Source organism: Bifidobacterium sp. ESL0775 (assembly GCF_029395475.1).
In the GTDB taxonomy this organism is placed as follows: domain Bacteria; phylum Actinomycetota; class Actinomycetes; order Actinomycetales; family Bifidobacteriaceae; genus Bifidobacterium.
On the sequence record NZ_CP113917.1, the window covers coordinates 1,855,242 to 1,877,878 of the forward strand.

The 22,637-nt window shown below is 59.3% G+C and carries 19 protein-coding genes; 1 reads left to right on the forward strand and 18 read right to left on the reverse strand.

The window, feature by feature from the left end; genetic code table 11:
- Positions 1 to 9: 9 nt before the first annotated feature.
- From OZX73_RS07250 to OZX73_RS07335, 18 genes are all read right to left on the reverse strand, one after another.
- Entirely contained in the window at positions 10 to 1,008 is a 999-nt protein-coding gene (locus OZX73_RS07250) for an ABC transporter permease (RefSeq protein WP_277148930.1), read from the reverse strand.
- A gap of 55 nt (positions 1,009 to 1,063) precedes the next feature.
- Positions 1,064 to 2,578 carry a sugar ABC transporter ATP-binding protein gene (locus OZX73_RS07255; RefSeq protein WP_277148932.1) on the reverse strand — a complete coding sequence of 505 codons (1,515 nt, stop codon included), beginning with the start codon at positions 2,576 to 2,578 and terminating at the stop codon, positions 1,064 to 1,066.
- Positions 2,579 to 2,580: 2 nt separating this feature from the next.
- Complete coding sequence (locus OZX73_RS07260) at positions 2,581 to 3,543, reverse strand: ABC transporter substrate-binding protein (protein ID WP_277148934.1); 963 nt, start codon at positions 3,541 to 3,543, stop codon at positions 2,581 to 2,583.
- Between the two features lie 33 nt (positions 3,544 to 3,576).
- Positions 3,577 to 4,656, reverse strand: coding sequence for a LacI family DNA-binding transcriptional regulator (locus OZX73_RS07265; protein ID WP_277148936.1), 1,080 nt, complete (start codon positions 4,654 to 4,656; stop codon positions 3,577 to 3,579).
- Between the two features lie 155 nt (positions 4,657 to 4,811).
- A complete protein-coding gene (pstB, locus tag OZX73_RS07270) occupies positions 4,812 to 5,591 on the reverse strand; it encodes a phosphate ABC transporter ATP-binding protein PstB (protein ID WP_277148938.1) in 780 nt (259 codons plus the stop codon).
- A gap of 58 nt (positions 5,592 to 5,649) precedes the next feature.
- A complete protein-coding gene (pstA, locus tag OZX73_RS07275; protein ID WP_277148941.1) occupies positions 5,650 to 6,618 on the reverse strand; it encodes a phosphate ABC transporter permease PstA in 969 nt (322 codons plus the stop codon).
- A 125-nt stretch (positions 6,619 to 6,743) separates the two neighbouring features.
- A complete protein-coding gene (pstC, locus tag OZX73_RS07280; protein ID WP_277150961.1) occupies positions 6,744 to 7,727 on the reverse strand; it encodes a phosphate ABC transporter permease subunit PstC in 984 nt (327 codons plus the stop codon).
- Entirely contained in the window at positions 7,717 to 7,860 is a 144-nt protein-coding gene (locus OZX73_RS07285) for a hypothetical protein (protein ID WP_277148943.1), read from the reverse strand. Before OZX73_RS07285 ends, pstC begins: the two co-directional genes overlap by 11 nt.
- Positions 7,841 to 8,965: a phosphate ABC transporter substrate-binding protein PstS gene (gene pstS / locus OZX73_RS07290; protein WP_277148945.1), complete on the reverse strand. Its 1,125-nt coding sequence runs from the start codon at positions 8,963 to 8,965 to the stop codon at positions 7,841 to 7,843. Before pstS ends, OZX73_RS07285 begins: the two co-directional genes overlap by 20 nt.
- Positions 8,966 to 9,509: 544 nt before the next feature.
- Complete coding sequence (mtnN, locus tag OZX73_RS07295; protein ID WP_277148947.1) at positions 9,510 to 10,202, reverse strand: 5'-methylthioadenosine/S-adenosylhomocysteine nucleosidase; 693 nt, start codon at positions 10,200 to 10,202, stop codon at positions 9,510 to 9,512.
- A gap of 183 nt (positions 10,203 to 10,385) precedes the next feature.
- A complete protein-coding gene (locus OZX73_RS07300; RefSeq protein ID WP_277148949.1) occupies positions 10,386 to 11,609 on the reverse strand; it encodes a 3-deoxy-7-phosphoheptulonate synthase in 1,224 nt (407 codons plus the stop codon).
- A 168-nt stretch (positions 11,610 to 11,777) separates the two neighbouring features.
- The gene (locus OZX73_RS07305) at positions 11,778 to 12,917 is read right to left on the reverse strand and encodes a 3-deoxy-7-phosphoheptulonate synthase (RefSeq protein ID WP_277148951.1); all 1,140 of its coding nucleotides are present in this window, start codon (positions 12,915 to 12,917) and stop codon (positions 11,778 to 11,780) included.
- A gap of 286 nt (positions 12,918 to 13,203) precedes the next feature.
- Positions 13,204 to 14,541, reverse strand: coding sequence for a C1 family peptidase (locus OZX73_RS07310; protein WP_277148953.1), 1,338 nt, complete (start codon positions 14,539 to 14,541; stop codon positions 13,204 to 13,206).
- A 167-nt stretch (positions 14,542 to 14,708) separates the two neighbouring features.
- The gene (locus OZX73_RS07315) at positions 14,709 to 16,289 is read right to left on the reverse strand and encodes a cell division protein (RefSeq protein WP_277148955.1); all 1,581 of its coding nucleotides are present in this window, start codon (positions 16,287 to 16,289) and stop codon (positions 14,709 to 14,711) included.
- A 248-nt stretch (positions 16,290 to 16,537) separates the two neighbouring features.
- Positions 16,538 to 17,251 (reverse strand): pyroglutamyl-peptidase I, encoded by a 714-nt coding sequence (locus OZX73_RS07320; RefSeq protein ID WP_277148957.1) that lies wholly within the window; start codon positions 17,249 to 17,251, stop codon positions 16,538 to 16,540.
- Positions 17,252 to 17,458: 207 nt separating this feature from the next.
- Positions 17,459 to 18,493, reverse strand: coding sequence for a polyphenol oxidase family protein (locus tag OZX73_RS07325; RefSeq protein ID WP_277148959.1), 1,035 nt, complete (start codon positions 18,491 to 18,493; stop codon positions 17,459 to 17,461).
- A 32-nt stretch (positions 18,494 to 18,525) separates the two neighbouring features.
- Complete coding sequence (locus OZX73_RS07330) at positions 18,526 to 20,016, reverse strand: U32 family peptidase (protein ID WP_277150962.1); 1,491 nt, start codon at positions 20,014 to 20,016, stop codon at positions 18,526 to 18,528.
- Between the two features lie 97 nt (positions 20,017 to 20,113).
- Entirely contained in the window at positions 20,114 to 20,986 is an 873-nt protein-coding gene (locus OZX73_RS07335; protein WP_277148961.1) for an aldo/keto reductase, read from the reverse strand.
- Between the two features lie 167 nt (positions 20,987 to 21,153).
- On the opposite strand from OZX73_RS07335, the gene OZX73_RS07340 reads away from it, so the two are divergent.
- Positions 21,154 to 22,584, forward strand: coding sequence for a serine/threonine-protein kinase (locus tag OZX73_RS07340; protein WP_277148963.1), 1,431 nt, complete (start codon positions 21,154 to 21,156; stop codon positions 22,582 to 22,584).
- Positions 22,585 to 22,637: the final 53 nt, after the last annotated feature.

A 22,637-nucleotide genomic window follows, 5' to 3' on the forward strand; every position in this document is an offset into this window, starting at 1 on the left:
TGTGATTCCTCACTCGCTAGCTAGCTCTGACTTTTTCTTGAACAGATTCAAAGAGAACGAATGCTGCTTCAATCCATCAATCAGTACCGCGATAATGATGACGACGCCCTTGATGAGCTGCTGCGTGAAGAACGGAACATCCATAAGCACCAAGCCCGTGGTGAGTACGCCGAAGATGATGGCACCAACAAGGGTACCAGGAATCTTTCCTTTACCACCAGCCATAGCGGTACCACCAAGAATGGTGGCCGCGATCGCATCCATCTCATAACCTGTGCCTGCGGTGGGCTGTGCGGAAACAACACGTGCAGCGAAGATGCACCCTGCCAAGCCAGCGCAGATACCGGAGATGACATAAACGGCAAGCAACACACCTTTGACATTGATACCGGCCAGACGAGCCGCTTCCGGATTCCCACCTACAGCATAGACATGGGAGCCAAAGCGGGTCTTGTCAAGCAAAATCCACATCAGGATATAAACGATCACCATGATGATGAACGGGATCGGGATATGGAAAATATATCCGTTGCCGATGGCACGGAACGACAGACCGTTGTTGACGATCGGCAAGCCACCGGTAATCGTATAGGCAAGACCTCTTAGGAAGGTCATCGTGCCCAGTGTGACAATGAACGCCGTAAGATCACAGTACGCGATCAGGAATCCATTGACGAAACCCGCCACCGCGCCTACGATCACACCAATCAGCACAGCCGCCACCGGATTCATGCCACTCCCGGCGGCCAGAACAGAGACACAACCGCTCACTGCCACTATGGAGCCGACGGACAAATCGATGCCGGCGGTGATGATGACGAATGTCATGCCTGCAGCAAGAATCGCGTTGATGGAGATCGAACGAGCCACGTTGAACAGGTTGCTGAGCGTGCCGAAGTTCGGGGCCTTGATCAACATGAAGACAATCATGACCAGAAGAACGAAGGGCATGCCCACTTTCTCCCAGATTCCCGCAAAATCAACCTTTGAATTATTATTTACTTTCATTCTTGTTCCTTGAAATACGAGCCGGACATCGCGCCGCTCACGCGTGTCGCATGCCTCATTTCGATTGAGCCTTCGATACGCCTGTGGCGTATAGCATGACTTGCTCTTCAGTCGCTGATTCAGCGGGAAGATCGGCGGAAATCATGCCTTGCCTCACAACGAGAATTCGGTCACTGATGCCCAGTACTTCAGGCAAGTCCGAGGAAATGACCAAAATGGCTTTCCCCTCGGCAGCTTGTGCGTTGATCAACTCATAGATCTCTTGCTTGGCGCCTACATCGACACCACGGGTGGGCTCATCGAGCAACAGCACGTCCGAATTGCGAAGCATCCATCGAGCGAAAACAGCCTTCTGCTGATTGCCACCGGAAAGATTACTAATGGGCAGGCGAATCAGACGCTCGGCGATGTTCACCGATTTCATTTCCGTTTTCACAGCGCCGCGAAGCTTGTGCTTCTCAATCAAGTGGAAACGTTGGAACTTCTCCAGCGAGGAGATTGCGATGTTGTCTTCAACACTGCGAACCGAGAAGATACTTTGTGTCTTGCGGCTCTCCGGCAGATATGCGATACCATGACCAATCGCCTGCTTCGGGGATTTGAACGTCATTTCCTTGTCGTTCAAGTAAATCTCCCCTGAATCACGCGGATCAGCACCGATAATGGCTCTGGCGATTTCCGTTCTGCCTGCTCCGACCAGACCAGACATACCCACCACTTCACCTGCGTGCAGGGTGAATGATACCGGTTCGTCAAAGCCGGGAACCTTAAGGTCCTTAATCCTCAAGACAGCCTTTCCGGGATTACGCACAGGATGTTCATAAAGCTTCTCGACCTTACGACCAACCATCTTGGCTACAACGGCGTTCTGATCGGCCTGTTCCATGTTCGTGGTCATGACCGTCTGCCCATCGCGCAGAACTGTAATGCGGTCTGCAAGACGCCAGACCTCCTCCATACGATGGGAGATGTAGATCAGACCGGTGCCACGTTTGCGCAAGCCTTCGACCAAGGTGAACAACTGCTCCGATTCGCGCTTCGAAAGAGACGCAGTCGGTTCGTCCAGAATCAGCACCCTCGCCTTTTGGGCCAAGGCCTTGGCGATTTCGACCATCTGCTGCTCACCGGTCCCCAGATCGCCAAGTTTGGCGCGGGGATCGATGTCAGCATCGATGACCTTGAGCTTTTGCACCGCATCGTCGTTAATCTTCTTCTTATCGATCAAACCGGTATGCGTTTTAGGCTCGTTGCCCAAGGCCATGTTCTGGGCAACCGTCATCGTCGGAACCACATTGAGCTCCTGATGAATGATGGCGATGCCCAGATCAGCGGCGGCTTTCGGGGTGTCGATTTCGACAGGCTTGCCGTCGATGAATATACTTCCGGAATCCATCTTCAGATTACCCGAAAGAATATTCATCAACGTGGATTTACCTGCCCCATTTTCGCCCATCAGCGCCAGGACTTCATGGTCATAAAGGTTTAGGCTAACATGGTCGAGAACTGTCACACCCGAAAAGCTCTTAACGATATCCTTGAGCTCCAGCAGTGGTGAACGTTTCGAATCCATAATCACCATCCCTTGTACTCGCTGACATTATCGCGGGTGACCATCTTACTGGGGATGAGGATGGTCGTCTTCTTGGGCTTCTTGCCCTTGGCGACATCCTGACCGAACTTGACCGCCTGGCGAACCATTTCAGCAGGATTCTGCGTCGCAGTGCCGACGAAGGAAGAACCGGAACGATGGAGCTCGTCCACAGCTTGCGGGCTGCCATCCACGCCGGTGACGATGATCTGCTTCTGGCGACCTGCCTGCTCAACCGCGAGCGAAGCGCCGAGAGCGGAAGGATCATTCATACCGAAGATGCCTTGCACATCCTTATTTGCGGTCAACATATCAGTGGTCACCGAAAGACCGGTTGCTCGATCGTTCTTGGAAGCCTGCTGGCCCACGACCTTGACGCCCGGATACTTTTTCAGCGCCGCCTTGCAGCCCTTGATACGATCGGTAATCGTCTGAATCGGAGTGCCGTCGACGATAAGGATGTTGCCTTTCCCGCCGAGTTTCTGGGAGAGATAAGTGCAGGAAAGATTACCGGCCTGTACTCCGTTTGTGGTGATGATCGCATCCGCACCCTTGGCAGGCGTATCGACCGCGACCACGATGATGCCCGCGTCACGGGCACGCTGGATTGCCGGCTTAAGACCGGACTCATCAACGGCGGAGACGATAATCAGATCGACCTTCTGCTCAATGAACGCGGAAATCTGATTGTCCTGGTTGGCCAGATCGAGCTGGGCATCCTGAACGTTGAGCTTAGCTCCGATCTTCTTCGCCTGAATCTTGGCTTCCTTCTGCATGGACGAGAAGAACGGGTTCGACATATCCTGCACCATGAGGCCGATGCTCTTGATCTCCTTTGGCGTGGAATTTGCCGTCTTGTCTTCATCTCCGTTGTCGCAACCAGCCAACAACATCGTGGCGGCCAGAAGCGCAGCACATGCTACGGTGAGCTTATTCTTGATCTTCATTGATATTCCTTTTCTCGATGCGCGACTGTTTCGCTACTTTGCTCCATCAGCTTGTTGATGTACACAGCCGCACGATTCCCGAATCTTGAGCGTTGCCTCAAATGATTCGTGGATTGAATGCTTATGTGCCGGTTCCCCGGTCTTGTCTTCCGCCTCCTTTCTTGATTCGATGAGATCCAATAGAAGTTCTGCAGATCTGGCACCAATGCCGTGGCTGTCTTCGGCGACGAGCGTGATTTTGGGAGAGAGCAGATCCGACCAAGCAAAATCATCAAACGCTACCAATGGCATATCTTCAGGTACTCGAAGATTCCTATGGTTCAGGGCCTTAAGCACGCCAAGAAGAATAGGGTTGTTGGCCGCTATGGTGACATCGGGATGATAAGAACTGTTGGCCAAGAAATCCTCATAGACCCTGCATGCATCACGCTGATCATTGGGACATTCCAAAACGTTTATTTCTGCTCCGCAAGCTTTGGCAGCCTCGCGCAATCCGCTTTCGCGGACAAAACGGCTGTTCCAAACGCCGGGATAGATGGCCAATAACCAACGCTTGTAATGATGGAAAGAGAGATGCTCCCCCAACATGGCCGAAGCGGCCGCATTGTCAGTCGCGACATACGAAAAATCACTTTTCCCGTCTCCGGGCACCGAGTCCACAAAGACGACAGGGACTTTCCAATCCAAAAGTTGCTGTCTGCTTGCATCACTGAGGCCCAGAGTCGAGATGATGCCACCTGGACGATTCTCAAGAACCTGCTGCAACAACATCGTCTCATTGGCTTCACTATATTTGCCGTTGACGGCCATATCAGCAATCAGCAAGCTCTCATCTTTATCCTGGAACACGCTTTCGATGCCGCTTATCAAATCAAGATAGTAAGGATTGGAAGTCTCAGCGGTTAACAGGGTTACTGAATGGTGCACACCCTTGCGCAGATCACGCGCATTGGCATTAGGGATATAGCCATGACGTTCGGCGGATTCCAGCACAATGGCACGCGTCTTTTTCGACACGCCGCTCAATCCGTTGATTGCACGCGAAACCGTGTAGATCGACAGATTCAGTTCATCGGCAATGTCGGTGAGCGTCACTCCGTAATGCTTCTTCATTGAAATCCTAAACGTTTATGTTTGTTGTTATAATTAAATATACTACGTTCTGTGTCTATCGTCAAATCGATAGTTTTTCTCTACCGAGACCACCATAGAAAAGAGCCATTTTAAACAGAACACGCCTAGAGAAGTCTCGTCCACTTTACCAAGACTCAGCCGAAACGGCCGGAGATGTAGCGCTCGGCCTCCTCGTTCTGCGGGTTGTTGAACATCGTGGTGGTGTCGGCGAAGTACTCGAGGTGACCGGGCTTGCCGACAGCCTTCAAGTTGAAGAACGCCGTGTAATCGGCCACGCGGGCAGCCTGCTGCATGTTGTGGGTGACGATGACGATGGTGTAGTCGCGCTTGAGCTCGTTGATCAGATCTTCGACGGCGAGCGTGGAGATCGGGTCGAGGGCGGAGCATGGCTCGTCCATCAGGAGCACTTGCGGATGGACGGCGACGGCGCGTGCGATGCACAGGCGCTGCTGCTGCCCGCCGGAAAGCCCGATGCCCGGCTTGTCAAGCCTGTCCTTGACCTCGTTCCAGAGGTTCGCCCCGCGCAGGGCCCATTCCACCAGATCGTCGGCGTCGGACTTGGAAATGTGCCGGTTGTTGAGGCGGATGCCGGCCAGGACGTTCTCACGGATGGACATGGTCGGGAACGGGTTCGCCTTCTGGAAGACCATACCGACATCGCGGCGCACGGCCACCGGGTCGACGCCCTTGGCGTAGAGGTCGTTGCCGTCGAGCAGCACCTTGCCTTCGACGCGCGCGCCCGGCGTGATCTCGTGCATGCGGTCGAGCGTGCGCAGGACGGTGGATTTGCCGCAGCCGGACGGACCGATGAAGGCGGTGACCTTATTGGCCTGAATGTTGATGTTGACGTCCTGGACGGCCAAGAAATCGCCGTAGTAGACATTCAAATGTTCGACATCGATGCGTTGCCCCATGATGACTCGCTTTCTAAAGATTAACGACGCTTAAAGTAATTGTTGTTGGTGATTTTCATCATTTTGTCTCCACACTGAAGAGGTGCTGGACCAAGCGGCCGACGAGGTTCAGGACCAGGACGATGGCAATCAGCACCAGTGCCGCGGCCCATGAACGCTCGGACGGGATGGAGGCGACGCAGCCGGGGCCGGCGGTCGGCGGGCAGGTCACGGACATCTTGCTGTATTCCTGATAGACGAAGACCGGCAGCGTCGTCATCTGGCCGCTGAACAGGTTCCAGTTGGTGGTGACGATGAAACCGGCGGTCATCAGAAGCGGCGCGGTCTCGCCGATCACGCGGGCGATGGCGAGGATGACACCGGAAACGATGCCGGGCAGAGCCGTTCGCAGCACGACTTTGACGATGGTCCGGGATTTGGTGACGCCGAGCGCATACGAGGCCTCGCGCAGGTCGTCAGGAACGATACGCAGCATCTCGACGCTGGAGTTGACCACAGTGGGAATCATCAGGATCGAAAGCGCGACCGAGCCCTCAAAACCGTTGGAGACGCCTGGCCCCATCAGAATCGCGAACAGCGAGAAGGCGAACAGACCGGCGACAATCGAGGGAATGCCGCTCATCACGTTGACCAGCAGCGAGATGGCCTTGGCGAATTTGCTGCCGCGCGCGTATTCCGTCAGATAGATCGCGCACATCAGGCCGACCGGGACGGAAATCAACATCGCGCCAAGCGTGACCTCGAGCGTGCCGATGATGGCGTGTTCGATACCGCCGTGGCCCCCGGTTGGTGTCGGCATGCCACCGATGACACCGGACATGTTGTAGGCGAGGAAGTTGAGATTGAGCCGCTTGACGCCACGCGCGATGGTGGTCCAGAGCAATGAGATCAGCGGAATCATCGCGATGACGAACGCTAGGCCGATGATGCCGGCCATGATCCGGCTCTTCCACTCGCGTTGTTTCAGCAACGCCTCTGAAGACTTGAATTTCGAGAAATCGGGAGTCGGGCGTTCCGAAACCGCCATTGCCGTTTCCTCCGACTTGCCCGTATTCGCAGCCTCATAAGAGTCGCCCGGCACATCCAAGGGAGCACGTTGCCCGACGGATTGACCGTTACAGTTATCACGACCGTCGCTTTTGTTTCCCATGCTCATCGCGCACCTCCCTTCCTTGTAATACGTCGAGCCAAGAGATTGACCACGAAGGTGATGACGAAGAGCACCAAGCCAGTGGCGATCAGCGCCGAGACACCGAGCGAATCAGCCTCGGGATATTGCGCGGCGATGTTGGCGGCGATAGTCTGGCTCTTCGAGGCCTGAAGCCAGTGCCACGAGTAGGTCATGCCCGGTGAAAGCACCATCATCACGGCCATCGTCTCCCCCAGCGCGCGCCCGAGCGCAAGCATCGAGGCCGAAACCATGCCGGACTTGGCGAACGGCAGGGCAGTGAGCTTGATCATCTCCCATTTTGTGGCACCTAGCGCGAGCGCCGCCTCCTGGTTCAAGCGCGGGGTGGCCGCGAAGATGTCACGGGTCATTGAGGTGATGATTGGCATAATCATGATGGCCAGGATCACCGCCGCGCTGGCGACGGTACGTGGCGGGTTGGCGGCGGGACCGGCGAACAGCGGAATCCAGCCCAGATGGACGCTCACCCAGTTCCAGAACGGGTACGTCGCCGGAACCAGCACCAGCGCACCCCACAGGCCGTAGATGACCGAAGGAATCGCGGCCAGCAGGTCGACGACGTAATTAAGTATGGTCTGGATGCGTTTGCGGGCGTAGAAGGTGATGAACAGGGCGACGCCGACGGCGACAAAAAAGGCGATTGCCAGCGCGAGCGCCGCAATCACCACAGTACCGAAAACCAGAGGCCCGACATATTGCCAGAACCCGTGCGCCTTGCCTCCGCTCAGGGAGGCGAAAACGGCTGAGGTCTGCGCGTGCGGGCCGGCGAAAATCGGCCAGGCGCGCAAAAGCAGGAAGAGCACCACCGCGCCCAACGCCACCAATATCAGCGCCCCGCAACACAAGGCGACCGCATGGAAGATCTTGTCCTGGCCGTGCCGACTCGTCTTGGCGCCGGCGAAGGCCACGGGCGCCACTCCCCTTGCGCCGCCATCTTTAGATGTCATCGTCATACTGTTCCTTAAGTGTGAATGTGAAGCCATGCCACACCGAACTGGCGATGGCTCCGGTTGTCTCGATATCCTCAGGAAAAATGTTGTACGGGTTGATGTTGCTTGCGTTATTTCGTTTGTATTGCATTCACGGATTTCAGGGCCCTTTGCGTCAACGCTCCGCCAAGCGCCGCCGAACCAGTGTTGTCCGCCGCGACTTTCTGGCCGTTGTCGCTCAGGACATAGCTCAGCCAGTCACGCACAAACGCGCCGGTTTTCGCATCTTTGTAGGCCGGGCACGCCACGGCGTACGACGACGAGACGACCGGGTAATCGCCCGCGGTGGCGGTGGCGTAATCGACGTTCACCACCACACGCTTGCTGCCCTTGGGCATTTGGTGCAACGGCGAGGCATTGACCGTCCTCGCGGCCGCGTCCGAAGCGGGCGCGATGTAATCGGAGCCGACCTTGACCGAGACAGTCCCGAAATTGCCGGCCTTGGCGAGATCCGCGTAACCGATGGTGCCGTCGGCCTGGCCGATGCTGCTGACCACACCGTCGGTGCCTTTGGCGGCCTGCCCGACCTCGTTGGGCCAGTTCTCTTGCGCTTCATAACCCCAGTCATTCGGCGCGGCGGCCTTCAAGTACGAAGTGAAATTGTTGGTGGTGCCCGATTTGTCTGAACGGTGGATCACGGTGATCGGCGTGGCCGGCAGCGTCACCTTGGGGTTTTCGGCCTTGATGGCTTCGTCGTTCCAGCGCGTGATCTTCCCGTCGAAGATGCGCGCGATCACGCCGGCGTCCATGTTCAGGTGCTTGCCTTGCCCGGATACGCCTTTGAGATTGAACATCACGGCGATCGGCGAGACGTAGACCGGCACGTCGAAGGCGGTGCCGGACGCGCAGATGCCTTTGGATTGCTCGACCTGCTGGTCGTTCAACGGGGCGTCGGTCCCCGCCCAGGCGATGGCCCCGGTCAAAAACGTGCTGACACCGGCCCCGGAACCGGAAGGGTTATACGCGATTTTCGCGTTGCGGTTGTGGTTCTGGTACGTCGCGATCCAGGCTTCCACCGCGCCCTGCTGCGACGAGGCCCCGGCGCCGTGAAATTCTCCGGAGATGCCGGAATTCCGGGCTTTGGATGCGTTCGAGGAATCGGCCGGGCTGGTATTGTCACCGCAGGCCGAAAGCGCGGCCATCATCGCGAACGAGGAAACAACGGCGATGAGGCGCTTCAGCGCTGTGCTGTGCATGATGTTGCTCACCATTTCATTATGACAGAAGGCCTGCCGCCGGCGGATAGACATTCCCCGCGCCGCACGCCGCGTTTGCGGGTTGCCCCGCCGACCAAACCGCAATCCGGACGCCGACCTTGCGGCGGTTGCGTCTCCGACCGTTTTGCGTCGGCAGGTAATTGACAGGTTGATAAACAGCGTTACCAGATTATTTTTGACGTATTACATTTCGGCCAAGCGTTCGCCGCGCCGCCGACCAAACCATCGTTACACTGCCGACCAAATCGCGCGGGAACCGTTCGCGCGCAAGAGTTCCGGGCCTCTCTTTTTTCTCATTGGGCGAACAACGGAAGCCACGGAAATCGAAATTCACGCATCACGCAAGCCCTTGAACATATCGATCGTTCCAGTTCGCAACCCAACTGGAACGATTACGACACTCAGACGGAACCAACACACCGAAAGTTCCAGTCCACGACCGAAATGGAACTTTCACGACACTCACCGAAGCCTAGCGCACCAAAAGCTCCAGTTTGCGACCCAACTGGAACAATCACGACGCTCAGAGACGGGTGACGATGTCAAGCGCGAGGCGGGCGGCGGTGTCGGCGTATTCGGAGATGTCGAATTCCTTGAACTGCTCGTATTCGGTGTCGGCCTCGTCGGAAAGCGCGCGGATGACAAGCGCCGGAACATCGTTGCGCGCGGCGACGTGGGCCACGGCCGCGCCTTCCATCTCCACCGCGTCGGCATGCGTCTTCTCGGCCACGACGGCGGCTTGCTCAGGGGTGCCGATGAAATTGTTGCCGGAGGCGATGACGCCGGTCATGTGTTGGATGCCCATGTCGTCGAGCGCGGCTGAAGCCACGTCGAGCAGGTGCTGGTCACTGTGGAATTCCTCGGTTTGGGGCTTCCATTGGGCGATCATGCGCATGTCAGAATCGAGGTAGCGCAACGTGCCGCCGAGCACGACGTCGTTGATGTGCATGGACTTGTTGAGCGAGCCGGCGATGCCGGAGAAGATGACGGCGTCGGGATGGTAATTGTCGACCAGGCATTGCGTGGTGGCGGCCGCGTTGACCAGGCCCATGCCGCCGACCGTCGCGGCGACGGCGATTTGCTCGCCGGACTTGGAGGCGAGCGCCCCCTCGTTGATGTCAAGACTCGCGGTCTTGTTGTGCTTGACGTCACCCAGCGACTTGGCGATGAGCGCTACTTCCTCTTCCATGGCCCCGATGATGGCGACGGTCTTCATGTTTCCTCGTTTCTGTAGGTTCGTTGTTCTTATTTCGCTTATTTTTTGATACGGATTTGTTGCTTCTATTACTTTACGACAGCGCTATATGGAGAATATCAGACACATCCTCGCAAGCGACATCCAGATAGAGTTTGGCAATATTGTCTAGCCACAATATTCAACTGCACTATCCAACCCCACTCACACACCACGGCGGACGTCCACGGCGTTGGCAAGCTCTCGCAGCAGCCGTTCCGTTTCCGGCCACGCTATGCACTTGTCGGTGATCGACTTGCCATACTCAAGCTGCGAAAGCGGGGCCGCAGGTTGGTTTCCGCCGGCGATGAAGCTTTCCATCATCAGGCCGGTGATGTCCGGTTCACCGGTGGCGATGCGGCCGGCCAGCTCGCGCGCGACCTCGGCCTGGCGGATCTCGTCCTTGCCGGAATTGCCGTGTGAACAGTCGATGATGAGGCCGTGGCAGGCGGCGGAATCCTCAGGCATCTCGCCACGGATGGATCGCATCGCGTTCTGAACCGAGGCGGTGTCGTAATTGGGTCCGTGCGAGGAGCCGCGCAACACGACGTGGCAGTCCGGATTACCGAGCGTCTCGACGGCGCTGGCCCGGCCGAGGTGGTCGATGCCGAAGAACGTGTGCTGCTGGGCAGCCGTATAGCATCCGTCGATAGCGGCACGAACCGATCCGTCGGTCGCGTTCTTGAAACCGATCGGCATCGAAAGCCCGCTGGCCAGCTGGCGATGGATTTGCGATTCTGTATTACGTGCGCCGATGACACCCCAGCTCACCGCGTCGGAGATGTATTGCGGGCTGGTCGGCTCCAGGAACTCCGTGGCGGCCGCGACGCCGTGGTCGAGCACGCCGAGCAGGGTCTTGCGGGCGAGCAGCAGACCCTTCTTGATGTTGTGGCTGCCGTCGATGTCGGGGTCGTTGATCAGGCCCTTCCATCCCACGGTGGTGCGCGGCTTCTCGAAATAGACGCGCATGACAATCAAAAGGCGGTCGCCCAGTTCGTCCTTCATCTTCGCCAGACGGCCCGCGTAATCGAGCGCGGCTTGCGGATCATGGACGGAACAGGGACCTGCGATGACCAGCAGCCGGTCATCCCTGCCATACAGGCAATCGCGGATCTCGTTACGGGAGTTGACGACCAGATCCGTCGCCTCGGGGCTCAACGGCATGTTCGAGAGCACATCGGCCGGTGTGGGCAGCGGCTCAAGCTCGAAGACCCGGCGGTTGACGATGCGGTTGACGCCGACCTCGTCCTCCCAGCGCGTCACACCTGCGGCCTTGAGCGGGTTCTCCCCGTTCTTCAGCGCCTTTTCGAAAGCGGCGCGGTTCTTGGCGTCGTCGACACCCTGATCGTCTTCAAGATCGCCGTTCGGCTTGTTTTGCGCGTTCGCCATCGCCAAATCCTTCTTCATCGTCGTCGCCCGACATTCCTACCATTGCCAACTTACCGATCATAGCGCCAACAAGCCATATTCGAGCGCATGCATGGCAAGCATGAAAATGCGACCAAAAGCACGAAAACAGACGATAAAACGTGCTTTTGGTCGCGTTAACGGTTGCGCTCACTCCCCGTCGAGCTTGCGGCGGGAGGCGACGGCGTCGGCCAGCGTGTGCAGCAGCTCGTTCGTGCGGTCCCACGGGATGCAGGCGTCGGTGACCGAGCGCCCGTAGACCAGCTGGTCGAGCGGCGCGGGCGACTGGTGGCCGCCGCGGATGTTGCTTTCCATCATCACCCCGAAAATGCCAGGCTCGCCCTTGGCCAGCCGGGCGGCGATCCGTTCGATGACCTCGGCCTCGCGCACCTCGTCCTTGCCGCAGTTGCCATGCGCGGCGTCGATGACCAACCCGTGCTCGCTAGGGCCGGTGACCTTGGATTGCTTGAGCGTCTCCAACGCCTCGGCCACAGATTGCGCGTCGTAGTTGGGCCCGGAAGTCGAGCCGCGCAGGACGATGTGGCAGTCCGGATTACCCTTGGTCTCCGCGGAGATCACGCGCCCGTCGAGGTTGATCGAAAGGAAATGGTGCTCGTTGGCCACGGCGTAGCAGGAGTCGGCGGCGGCCTTCACGGAACCGTCGGTCGAGTTCTTGAACCCGATGGGCATGGACATGCCGCTGGCCAGCTCGCGGTGCACCTGGCTCTCGGTATTACGCGCGCCGATCGCGCCCCAGCTGACCATGTCGCAGATGTATTGCGGGCTGATCGGGTCGAGCCATTCGGTGGCGGTGGGCAGGCCGAGCTCGAGCACGTCGGAAAGCACCTTGCGCGCCAGGAACATGCCCTTGCGGATGTTGAATTCGCCGTCGAGGTCCGGGTCGTTAATCAGGCCCTTCCACCCCACGGTGGTACGCGGCTTCTCGAAATAGACGCGCATGACGATCATCAGCCGGTCCTTGAGCTCCTCGTTGACCTTGGCGAGCCGCCCGGCGTAATCCTTCGCCGCCTTGGGGTCGTGGATCGAGCAGGGCCCGACGATGACGAGCAACCGGTCGTCGCGCCCGTGCAGGATGTCGCGGATCTCCTGCCGCGATTTCAGGACCAGGTCGCTCATGGGTTTGGTCAACGGCCGTTCCTTCAGGAACTCGCGCGGCGCGGGAATCGGGTCGAGCTGGCGGATGTTGACGTCCACGGTCTCGGGGTAGACGGCCTTCTCGCTGAACCGCCGGGCGTCCTCCGAACTTCCAGGCCCTCGCATAATCGCCATATTCCCTCCTCTGCGCTCATGAATATTTGACTATAAACGTCAGTAGATTTCCAGTATAAACATTTTATTGTCGTGACATTGGCTTGGACCACTATATACGCAAACATGCAATACTGTGTGTCCTCGTTGTAGGACGAGGACACGTCGCTCTCGCACAAAATCTTACGCGAGAGCCCTCCGGGCCCTGCAATTATTGAGTTCGCTTACACGAACACTCAAGCCTGCGTGGCTCCGCCATGGGGCGAAGCCACGGGCACTTGCAAGAAAAGCCCACAGGGCTTTTCTTTTATGCAAGTGCCCCCATTGGATCCCAAGCCGGGAGCATCGTGGCGGGCTCGGTCAGGGCGGCCTGGTATTCGGCGGGAAGCATCGACTTGGGGACGGCGACCTCATAGACGTACTCGCTGAACCAGTCGTCGCTCATCGTGAAGTAGCCCTTGTCGGCCACCTTCGAGCCCCACGAGTTCTCGACGCGCCAACGGTTGGTGGTCTTGCCGTCGTCGGCCACGTCCACGCCGACGAACGCCATCGCGTGGTTCATCGCGGAATCGCCGTAACGCACGCGGGCCTCCTTGTCCATGTCGAAATCGACGCCGTAGACCTTGCCGTATTCGTAGAGATCGGTGGCCCAAGCGCCGTTGTCACGGTCCATCATTGGGTGGCAGTCCGCACCGAACCAAGCCGGCATCCCGAGCTCAGACAAAATGCGCCGCACACAGTCTTTCATGAACTGGTTAGGGACGTTCAGATACTCGGTCGCGTCTCCCCCGACGACGTTGCCCAGGTGCTCGATGCCGATCTTCTTGCCCTTGGCGTGCTCGGCACGCGGGTCGTCCACGAGGCAGACGTAATCCTCAAGATCCGCGGACCCGACGTACTTCTTCCAGAACTCGACCGGCGTGGTCTCGCCGTCGCGATGGAAGTCGCCGTCCTTGTCGGTCCATTCCCAATCGAAGCTCTTCGGCGGCTCGCCCAAATGGATGGTGAGCATGCGATGGCCCGCCTCGACGGTCTCGTCCACCACGCGGTCGATCGCGGAAGGATCGGCGTACATGTGCGCCACAGCGGTGTGCAGCAGGCAACGCAGCTGCGTGTTCATCTCGCTGGTGTTGGTCGAGGAAGCGGTCTCCGGGAAGAAATCCTTCGGGACGGCGCCGTACTTCTTGTAGACGTTCATGGCCATCGTCCACTGGCCGCCATCACCCATCACGTCAGAGAGCAAATGCTGCATCAACTGGGAATCGGCGGGCTCGCCGGCACGCACCAGATTCGCCACGTCGCGCAGGAAATAGTTGATGCGCTCAAGCTTATCGTAATACATCGCGTAGTTCTGCGAGAACTCGAATTCATCCAAGTTGAGGCTCTTCTTGGCCACGAAGCGCGCCACATTAAGCGAGCTGAAGAGCCAGCAACGCCCGGAACGGTTCTGGTTGGTGACCTCGCCGTTGTCGACGGTCACCGAGAAGCGGCGCTGGAGCCTGCGGGCGCGGTCGTAGTTGTGCGCCACCGGGTTGATGCCGGAGGTGGTGACGGCGTTCATCGCCAGCGTGTTGACGGGCTTGGCCTCGAAGTCCTCACCCAATTGCTCCAAACGCTTGGCGCTCAACGGCTGCATGTCATTCATCAGATAACTCTCCTTATATTCAACACTATCCTTATCAATTCTAACCATCGCTTTCAACCCACGGGATACGCGCCATATACAAACGAACCATATACAAAAGTACGCCACAGCGTATGCTGCAGCGCACCAATGGTAAAAGCTACGGATGCCACATCCGGAGACGAAGGCTAACGACGCTCCTGGGCACCGTTCACGGGCTGGTCACCTGCGGTCTGTCCAGCGCCAGCGGCGCCTTCCTTGCTCACCAAGTGGGAAAGCGCGCCCTTGCCATCGCCCGACTGATTGCCGCCCTGTTGGGGCTGCGCCGGAGCCGGAACCGAAGCCTGAGGCTGAGCAGAGACCTGCGGTGCGGGAACGGCCTGCGCCGAGCTTTGAGCGGCACCAGCGCCAGCGACGCCACCCTTGCCCTCACCGTTCTTGTCCTGCTGGGCGGCATCGTCGAGGTCGTTGGCCACGGCGTTGACCACCGGGACGTTCACGCCATCCTGCTTGTTGTCGGCGAAACCGAACCCGGAGAACGCGTTGGTGAACATCGAACGCAGTTCGGTGACGCGCTGGGTGATGGTCGACTCGCGCTCCTGCAGGTCCTTGATACGCTTCTGCAGGCCATCGAGCTCGCCCTGCGCTGCCTTGCGGCGCTCCTCGACGCGAGCCTCGGCGTCCTGCTTGGCCTTGGCGATGATGGCCTCGGCCTGCTTGTCGGCCTCCTGGCGCTTCGAGACCGTGTAGTTGTCGGCCTCGTCGCGAATGTCCTTGGCCTTGGCGACCAGGCTGTCGGTCTCCTTCTTGGCGGCGGCACGGCTCTGCTCGAGCTGCTTCAGGAGGTCGTTGACCTTGCCGGTCGCCTCCTCCTGCTGCTTGGAGATGTCGGTGCGGATCTGCTCGACCTCGGCGTTGACCTGGCTCAGCGTCTTGGTGCGCTGCACCTCGGCCTCGTCGGTGATGCCCTGGGCCTTCGCCTTCGCGGCATCGGTGATCTCCGTGGCCTTGCGCTGGGCCTCGGTGGTCTGGCGGGTGACCTGCTCGCGCACGTTGGCGAGCTTCTTGTTGGCCTCGGCCAGAGCCGTCTCAATCTGGTCGTTGGCATCGCTCTTGAGCTTGGCGACCTCGTCGCTGGCGGCCTTGCGCTGCTCGGCGACCTGCTGGGTGGCCTGTGCCTTGAGCTCGGCGATCTCACGGTCCTGCTTGGCCTTCTCGCTGGCCAGTCGCTTGTCGTGCTCCTCGCGGGTGTTGGTCAGCTCGATCTCGATGGTGTCACGCTGCTCAGTGACCTTCTTGGCGGTCTCCTCACGCAGTCGGGTGGCGTCCTGCTTGGCGGAAGTGGTGATTGACTCGGACTCGGTCTGCGCCTTGGCCAGGATGGTGGCCGCCTTGGAATTGGCCTCGTCGGTGATGTGCTGGGCGTCGAGCTTGGCGTTGTTGATCAGCGTCTCGGCCTGGTGCTGCGCGGCGGCGCGGGTGCTCGAGGCGTCCTGCTTGGCGCGGTTGACCAGCTCGGTGCTGGTCTGCTCGGCGCTGGCGAGCATCTGCTGGGCGTTGGCGCCAAGAGAGGCGAACGAACTGCCCTTCGAGGCTTTCGAGGCCTTGTTCTTCTCCTCGGCGAGCTGCGCACGCAACTGGAGGATGGTCTGATCGCTCGAGGCGACCTGTGCGCGCAGGCCATCCAAGGTCTGCTGCAACTCGGACAACTTCTGGTCCACCTGCTCCTTGTTGTATCCACGCAACTCTGTCAGGAAGCGATCCGCCATGGTGATTCCTTTCGATTTGCGGCCTCAGCCGCGGTTCTTGAAAGCCTATATATACCGATATTTAATAATAGTGTATGGAATGAAGGCGACTGGCCGCGTCCGCCCAATCCTCACAGACACCACGCGAAAAGACACGCCGCGAACAGAGTGCAAAAACGTTGGTCAAACAGAAACAGCCTTCACAAAAACAAAGGCTCATACGGTAACAAAATCCACAAGGCAACGAAGACCAAGCAAAAAGCAAAATCTCAGGCGATGAGGATGCTCGACGATGACGGCTCGAGGAAATACCGCGCCGTCTGGCGCACCACCACACGGCACGCCTCGACCTGCTGGGTCAGCGGAAGACCGTGCTGGAGATGCGGCGCCTCGTTGATGACCGGGAGGCTGACGAATCCCGAAAGCACCTTGTGCTGGGCGGCGGTCCATTTCATCAGGTTGTAGAACAACGAATTGCAGACGAACGTGCCCGCGTCCGAGCTCAGGGCCGAAGGAATCTCCTCGGAAGCGAAATCGTTCAGGATGGAACGCAGCGGCAGCCTGGTCCAGAAGGCGGCGGGGCCGTTCGAGGTGATGGGCTCGCGCAGGGGCTTGTCAGGGGCGTCGGCCTGCATGCCCATGGTCTCGTCCTTGACCTCCGGACTGACGGTGTCGATGATGTTGTTGGCGCAACGTTCCAGCAGGATGCCGCGCGCCGCGGTTTTCAAGCCCGTGGCGATGACGATGTCGGGGTGCGTGGCCTCCAGCGTCTCTTTGAGCCGGGGCCAAGCCTCCTTGACGCTCACCGGCAGGTCGACGGCGTTGATCGAGATGTCGACGTCGCGCAACGGGTCGTCGACATCGCCGCCGGCGCGCTCGCCCAGCCCGTCAGCAGCGAGCGCCTGCGGCACCACGTGCGAGGGATTGCGTTCCACCCCTTCGTAAGGGTCGAAACCTGAGATGACGACGTTCAAGTGTTCCATGGCATCCAGTCTAGCGCAGCGGTGCGTAAATCATGCGCTGAGTTTGCGTATGACAAAAACGCCAAATGTAGCACGTTGGGAATTGACCAATACCGGCTATCGATAAACGTAATACATAACGCTATAGCGTTCCCTTGCTCCAACAATATTGAAGTGAACCCATGCCCGATACAATCGAAGTGAATGATTCCACGCGCAAGAGGATGATCACTCGCGCACGATCAAGGCGAGCAGGCGGCCTTCGTGCTCTTTGTGCGCGAGGCTCGCGCGGCGATGGGAGTACCAGAGCGGGTTTTCCAGCGTGCACAGGCTATGGCGTACCCCGCCGATACGCTCGGCCAGGTCGGGGCTGCCTTCGCCGTCGGAGGCGCACAACGCGGCCAGCTCCGCGTCTTGGTCGAGATATTGCGTGGCCGCGCCGACCCGTGGCGTCGAATCGATGACGTTGTCGCGCGGGATACCGGCCTCGGCTAATTCCTGCAGCGCGGCCTTGGCGATGTCGATGCCCGGACCGCCGAAGCGGGTCAGCGTGAAGGTTCCCGGGAATTGCGCGTCGAACTCATCGGCGATCTCGTCGCCGACCTCGTAGCAATCGCCGCAGATGCAGGGACCGAGCGTGGCCACGATTCGTTCCGTCTTCGCCCCTTTGGCGACCATCATCTCGGCCGCCGAGCCGATGACCCCGCGCTGCAAGCCCTTGCGTCCGCAATGCGCGGCGGCGATCACTCCGGTTTCCGGGTCTGCCAGAAGCACCGGCAGGCAGTCGGCCGCGAACATGCCCAGCGCGATGCCTTTTTGTATGGTCACCTCTGCGTCGGCCTCGAGCCGTGGGTAAGACGCCGGGCCATCGCCATTACCGGAATCCATAATCGTGCCGGAAAAATCGCAGCCATAAGTTGCATTACATTCAAAGAAATCGTCAACGTCGACGGCACGACCGGAATGGACCTGCGCCACCAACGAAAGCGGCGCGCCAACGGACTTGGCCAGCGCCACGCGGTTCGCCTTCACCGTCGCCGGGTTGTCGCCGCTTTTGCCGCCAAGGTTGAGGTCTCCCCAATCACCGGCGCTCAAGCCCCCAAGACGGGTGGTGTAGATGGCCTTGATGCCCGGCGCCAGGTCGATGGGAATGGTGACGGGAATGGGGTTGCCTTCCGCATCGGTCGGCGAGACGGCGCTGCTGTCAAGGATCGTTTCGTCGTATTGTCCGCTTCCAGCGGTTTCGTTCGTGGAATTGCTCATGCGTCCAACTCTAGCGGGCCGCACTCACCTCGTCATTCAGCCTTGAGCGTGCGTTGTTTCGCGTGGGAGCGGATCATCGAGTTTTCGGGCACCGCGAACGGCAGCGGCATCGAGAAGACGTGGGCGGGGTTGTTGATCTCCTCGACCGGCTGGCCGTCGGCGTCTTCGATACCGCCTACGGCCACCGTATAGTCGACCGGTTCGCGGCCGGGGACAAGGAATTCGATCAGCTGGCCGGATTCGATCTTGTTGCGGCTCATCAGAGTAAGACGTTGTGTCGCCTCGTCGTAGCCGATGACCTCGCCGACCACGAGCCAGTCACGGAAATACCCGCCGCGGTCCGTGTTTTGACCGACCTTGTGCTCGGGATAATAGAACCCGGTGGAATAGTCGCGATGCGAGACTTTGTAGGGTTCATCCTTAAGCCATTGCGGCAGTTCGACGTGCTTGGGTTCGGCATACCCCTGCGCTTTTGTGGCCTCCGAACCCACCAACGCGGGCACGTAAGCGGAAATCGTCGTCTTCGCGGCGGCCTCGGCACCGGCGCTCTGCACACCATGGAAGCCGATGGAACCGCTGGATTCCAGCTGACCGACGGCTTTGGTGACGCGCACGACGTCGGAGCGACGCACCATATCGTGGAACGGCTTGAGCTGGTTGCCATCCGCGTCTTCAAAACCACGCTGCACCATATATTCATTGACCGCACACTTGTAGGCGTTAGCCATCGACGCAACGTAATACGCACTTTTGGCGCGGCCCTCGATCTTGAGACTGGTGGCGCCAGCGTCGATCATGTCGTCCAGGTGATCAAGCATGCACATGTCCTGCGAATTGAACAAGAAGGTGCCTTCGTCGTTCTCCTCGACCGGGAAGAACTGGCCGGGGCGCTTCTCCTCGACGACATGGTACTTCCAGCGGCAGGGCTGCGAACATTCGCCGTGGTTGGCGTCGCGGCCGTTCATGTAGTTGGAAATCAGGCAGCGACCGGAGAACGCCATGCACATCGAGCCATGCACGAAACACTCGATGTCCATGTCCTCGGGGATGTTGGCACGGATGTCGCGGACGGCCTGCAGGTCGAGCTCGCGGGCGAGCACCACGCGGCGGGCACCCAGCTCGTAGAGAGCGTTGGCGGCCAGATAGTTGGTGACGCCGGCTTGCGTGGAAACGTGCAACTCGAGCTGCGGGGCGATGGAATGGGCGGCCATCATCACGCCGATGTCGGTGACGATCAGCGCGTCGATGCCGGTTTGGGCAAGGTGGGCGATATAGGTCTTGATGTCCTCGACCTCATTATTATGCGGCAAAACGTTGCAAGTGACGTAGACCCGCGCCCCGCGTTCGTGGGCATATTGTGCCCCCGCCTTAAGGTCGTCCATCGAAAGGTTCTTCGGCGCCGAACGCATGCCAAATTCCTTGCCGCCGCAGTAAACCGCGTCCGCGCCAAAGTCGATGGCCGTCTTCAAGCTACGCAGATTCCCCGCCGGAGCCAGCACCTCCGGCTTCCGCCGCCGCACCATCTTCGTCTGAACCAGCTTGCTTTCATCGTTTTCGGCCATCACATCACCTTTATTATCCTCGTACCCGCCAATTGCACCGTTCTAGTTTAAACCTCGTTCAGGCGTTGAGCTTGGCGAGTTCGTCGGCGGTGAGTTCGAGATCGCCGGCCTTGAGGCTGTCGAGGATCGTTTCGGGGCGATGGGCACCGGGGATGACGAAGACGTGACGCCCCAAGCTCAGCTCCCAGGCGAGCACGACCTGCTGGTGGCTCACCCCGTGGGCGCGGCCGACCTCGCGGAACGGGTCGTACTTGGCCTCGTCCTTGGCCTTGCGGAAGCCTCCGAGCGGGCTCCAGCAGACAAACGCAAGCCCCAGCTTCTCGCAATAATCCAACGTATCCTGGGTGGAACGGTAGGTCGGCGAGAACTGGTTCTGCACCGCGATGAGCTTGTCGCCAAGGATGCCGCGGGCGATGTCGATTTGCTCGACGGAGGCGTTGGAGATGCCGGCCTCCTTGGCCACACCCTCGTCCAGAAGATCCTTGATGGCCTCGATGGATTCGTTATAGGGAACGGATGGATCTGGGCGGTGGAAATAAAGCAGGTCGATAGTGTCGACACCGAGCGCGTGCGCCGACTGCTTGCAGGCTTCGATCAGGTGCTCGGGCTGGCCATTGACGCCCCAGGTCGGGGTCTTGCCGTCGTCGGCGAAGTTGCGGAAGTGGCCGACCTTGGTGGCGATGGTCACCTCATCCTTGGGCCCGTCCCAGCTTTCCATGGCGCGGCGCACCAGCTTTTCGCCGGTCTGCTCCTCGCCGCCGGAGCAGTAATAGGACCAGGCGGTGTCGATATGACGGCATCCGGCGTCGAGCGCCGCGTGGATGGTCTCGATGCCCTTGGCCTCGCCCAGGTTGTTCTCAATGGTCAATGGCATCTCGCCCAGACCGATGGCCGTGGTGTCGAACGGACCCAAATCACGATGTAATACCATTTTGCTCCTTCATTGACGTAACGCTTACGATGCCTCTAGCCTACGAAACCAAGCGGATTTTCTCGGCCGCGTTCGGGTGTCTAATAATAAGGTCGACAAAACCGAAAAAGTTGACCATCCAGCGTAAAATGCATGGCAGTTGGTTGACGAGAAGAAGAGAGGCAGCGATGGCGCCGACGATACCCGATTGCGATTTCATCCGTGGGCTTGGCTCGGGTTCCACGGCCGACGTCTACCTGTACCGCCAACGCGACCTCAACCGCGAAGTCGCGGTCAAGGTGGGCAAATCGCGGCAGGACCGCAGTTTCGACGAGGCGTTCAAAAAAGAGGCCAACATCATGGCCCAGCTCTCGACCCACCCTTATATCGTCTCCATCTACGGCTCCGGCCTTACGCCGGAGACCCGCCTGCCGTACCTCGTCCTTGAATACGCGCCGCACGGATCATACAAAGAGATCATGCGCAGCCGCAGGCTCGGGGTCTTTGAGATGCTCGACCTCGGGGTCAAGCTCGCCGGGGCCCTGCAGACCGCGCACCGCCACGGCATCATCCACCGCGACATCAAACCCGCCAACATCCTGATCACTTCCGCCAACCAGCCCGCGCTTTCGGATTTCGGCATCTCGACGAGCATCTACGAGTCGAAGTCGCGCACCGGATTCTCCGTGCCGTGGGCGCCGCCGGAGGTGTTGACCGGCAAGGGCGGCGGCAACGAGACCGCCGACATCTATTCCCTGGCCGCCACGCTTTATGGCCTGATGGCCGGCAAATCGCCGTTCGAATACGTCTTCCACCCACGCACGCAGAATGAGCTGGCCCAGCACATCGTCTCCGATCCGCTGCCCAAAAGCGCGCTGCCCAACGTGCCCAAAGAGGTCGAGCAGGTCCTGCTGAAGGCGATGAACAAGGACCCGGACGCCCGCTACCTTTCCGCGTTGCAGTTCGGCCGCGCCCTGCAGCAGGCGCAGGAGGACTGCGGCTTCAACATGACTCCGCTGGTGGCCGAGGACTGCCCGGAGTTCCCGTCGCATCACTCGCTGCCTGAATCGGGACGCCGGGGCCGTGGCAAGGCCACACCGAACGCGCCGAAACCGAAGCGTTCCAAAAAGCCATTGGTCATCGCATTGGCCACAATCGCCGTAGTGGCCATCATCGCCGCGGTGTTCGTCTTTGCCGTGATACCGCACATGGACAGCGGCAAATCCGCGCAACGCACCCATGTCAACACGATGCAGACGCCGCCCTCCCAAGGCTCGTCCAAAGCCAAGAAAAACAGCGGTCAGAAGGATGACGTCACCGCCGAGGACGCCGGGGCCGCCGTGCCGCAGGTCACGAACCTTTCTGGCACATCCGACGGGCAGAACGTGACGTTCACCTGGAGCAACCCCCAGCCCAAGGCCGGTGACACATACGCCTGGGCCGAAGTGCAGGACGGCAGCGCCGCCCCCGGCTCCCAGACGACGATAGCCCATGACACCAAGGTCACCCTCAATGTAACGGATCAGAAACCGCAGACGTGTATTCAGGTTAGTATTGTTAGAGCCGATGGGCACATGTCCGCCACACCGACGATGGCCTGTGCCGTAACAAAGCGGTAGAGCGCACATACAAGCCATTTTGAACTTGCGGACGAGGTCGTTTTAAGACCATC

Bases quoted from the DNA above. Each gene is read 5' to 3' on its own strand.
- OZX73_RS07250 (WP_277148930.1), bottom strand. From the start codon at position 1,008: ATGAAAGTAAATAATAATTCAAAGGTTGATTTTGCGGGAATCTGGGAG.
- OZX73_RS07255 (WP_277148932.1), bottom strand. From the start codon at position 2,578: ATGGATTCGAAACGTTCACCACTGCTGGAGCTCAAGGATATCGTTAAG.
- OZX73_RS07260 (WP_277148934.1), bottom strand. From the start codon at position 3,543: ATGAAGATCAAGAATAAGCTCACCGTAGCATGTGCTGCGCTTCTGGCC.
- OZX73_RS07265 (WP_277148936.1), bottom strand. From the start codon at position 4,656: ATGAAGAAGCATTACGGAGTGACGCTCACCGACATTGCCGATGAACTG.
- pstB (WP_277148938.1), bottom strand. From the start codon at position 5,591: ATGGGGCAACGCATCGATGTCGAACATTTGAATGTCTACTACGGCGAT.
- pstA (WP_277148941.1), bottom strand. From the start codon at position 6,618: ATGGCGGTTTCGGAACGCCCGACTCCCGATTTCTCGAAATTCAAGTCT.
- pstC (WP_277150961.1), bottom strand. From the start codon at position 7,727: ATGACATCTAAAGATGGCGGCGCAAGGGGAGTGGCGCCCGTGGCCTTC.
- OZX73_RS07285 (WP_277148943.1), bottom strand. From the start codon at position 7,860: ATGCAATACAAACGAAATAACGCAAGCAACATCAACCCGTACAACATT.
- pstS (WP_277148945.1), bottom strand. From the start codon at position 8,965: ATGCACAGCACAGCGCTGAAGCGCCTCATCGCCGTTGTTTCCTCGTTC.
- mtnN (WP_277148947.1), bottom strand. From the start codon at position 10,202: ATGAAGACCGTCGCCATCATCGGGGCCATGGAAGAGGAAGTAGCGCTC.
- OZX73_RS07300 (WP_277148949.1), bottom strand. From the start codon at position 11,609: ATGGCGAACGCGCAAAACAAGCCGAACGGCGATCTTGAAGACGATCAG.
- OZX73_RS07305 (WP_277148951.1), bottom strand. From the start codon at position 12,917: ATGGCGATTATGCGAGGGCCTGGAAGTTCGGAGGACGCCCGGCGGTTC.
- OZX73_RS07310 (WP_277148953.1), bottom strand. From the start codon at position 14,541: ATGAATGACATGCAGCCGTTGAGCGCCAAGCGTTTGGAGCAATTGGGT.
- OZX73_RS07315 (WP_277148955.1), bottom strand. From the start codon at position 16,289: ATGGCGGATCGCTTCCTGACAGAGTTGCGTGGATACAACAAGGAGCAG.
- OZX73_RS07320 (WP_277148957.1), bottom strand. From the start codon at position 17,251: ATGGAACACTTGAACGTCGTCATCTCAGGTTTCGACCCTTACGAAGGG.
- OZX73_RS07325 (WP_277148959.1), bottom strand. From the start codon at position 18,493: ATGAGCAATTCCACGAACGAAACCGCTGGAAGCGGACAATACGACGAA.
- OZX73_RS07330 (WP_277150962.1), bottom strand. From the start codon at position 20,016: ATGGTGCGGCGGCGGAAGCCGGAGGTGCTGGCTCCGGCGGGGAATCTG.
- OZX73_RS07335 (WP_277148961.1), bottom strand. From the start codon at position 20,986: ATGGTATTACATCGTGATTTGGGTCCGTTCGACACCACGGCCATCGGT.
- OZX73_RS07340 (WP_277148963.1), top strand. From the start codon at position 21,154: ATGGCGCCGACGATACCCGATTGCGATTTCATCCGTGGGCTTGGCTCG.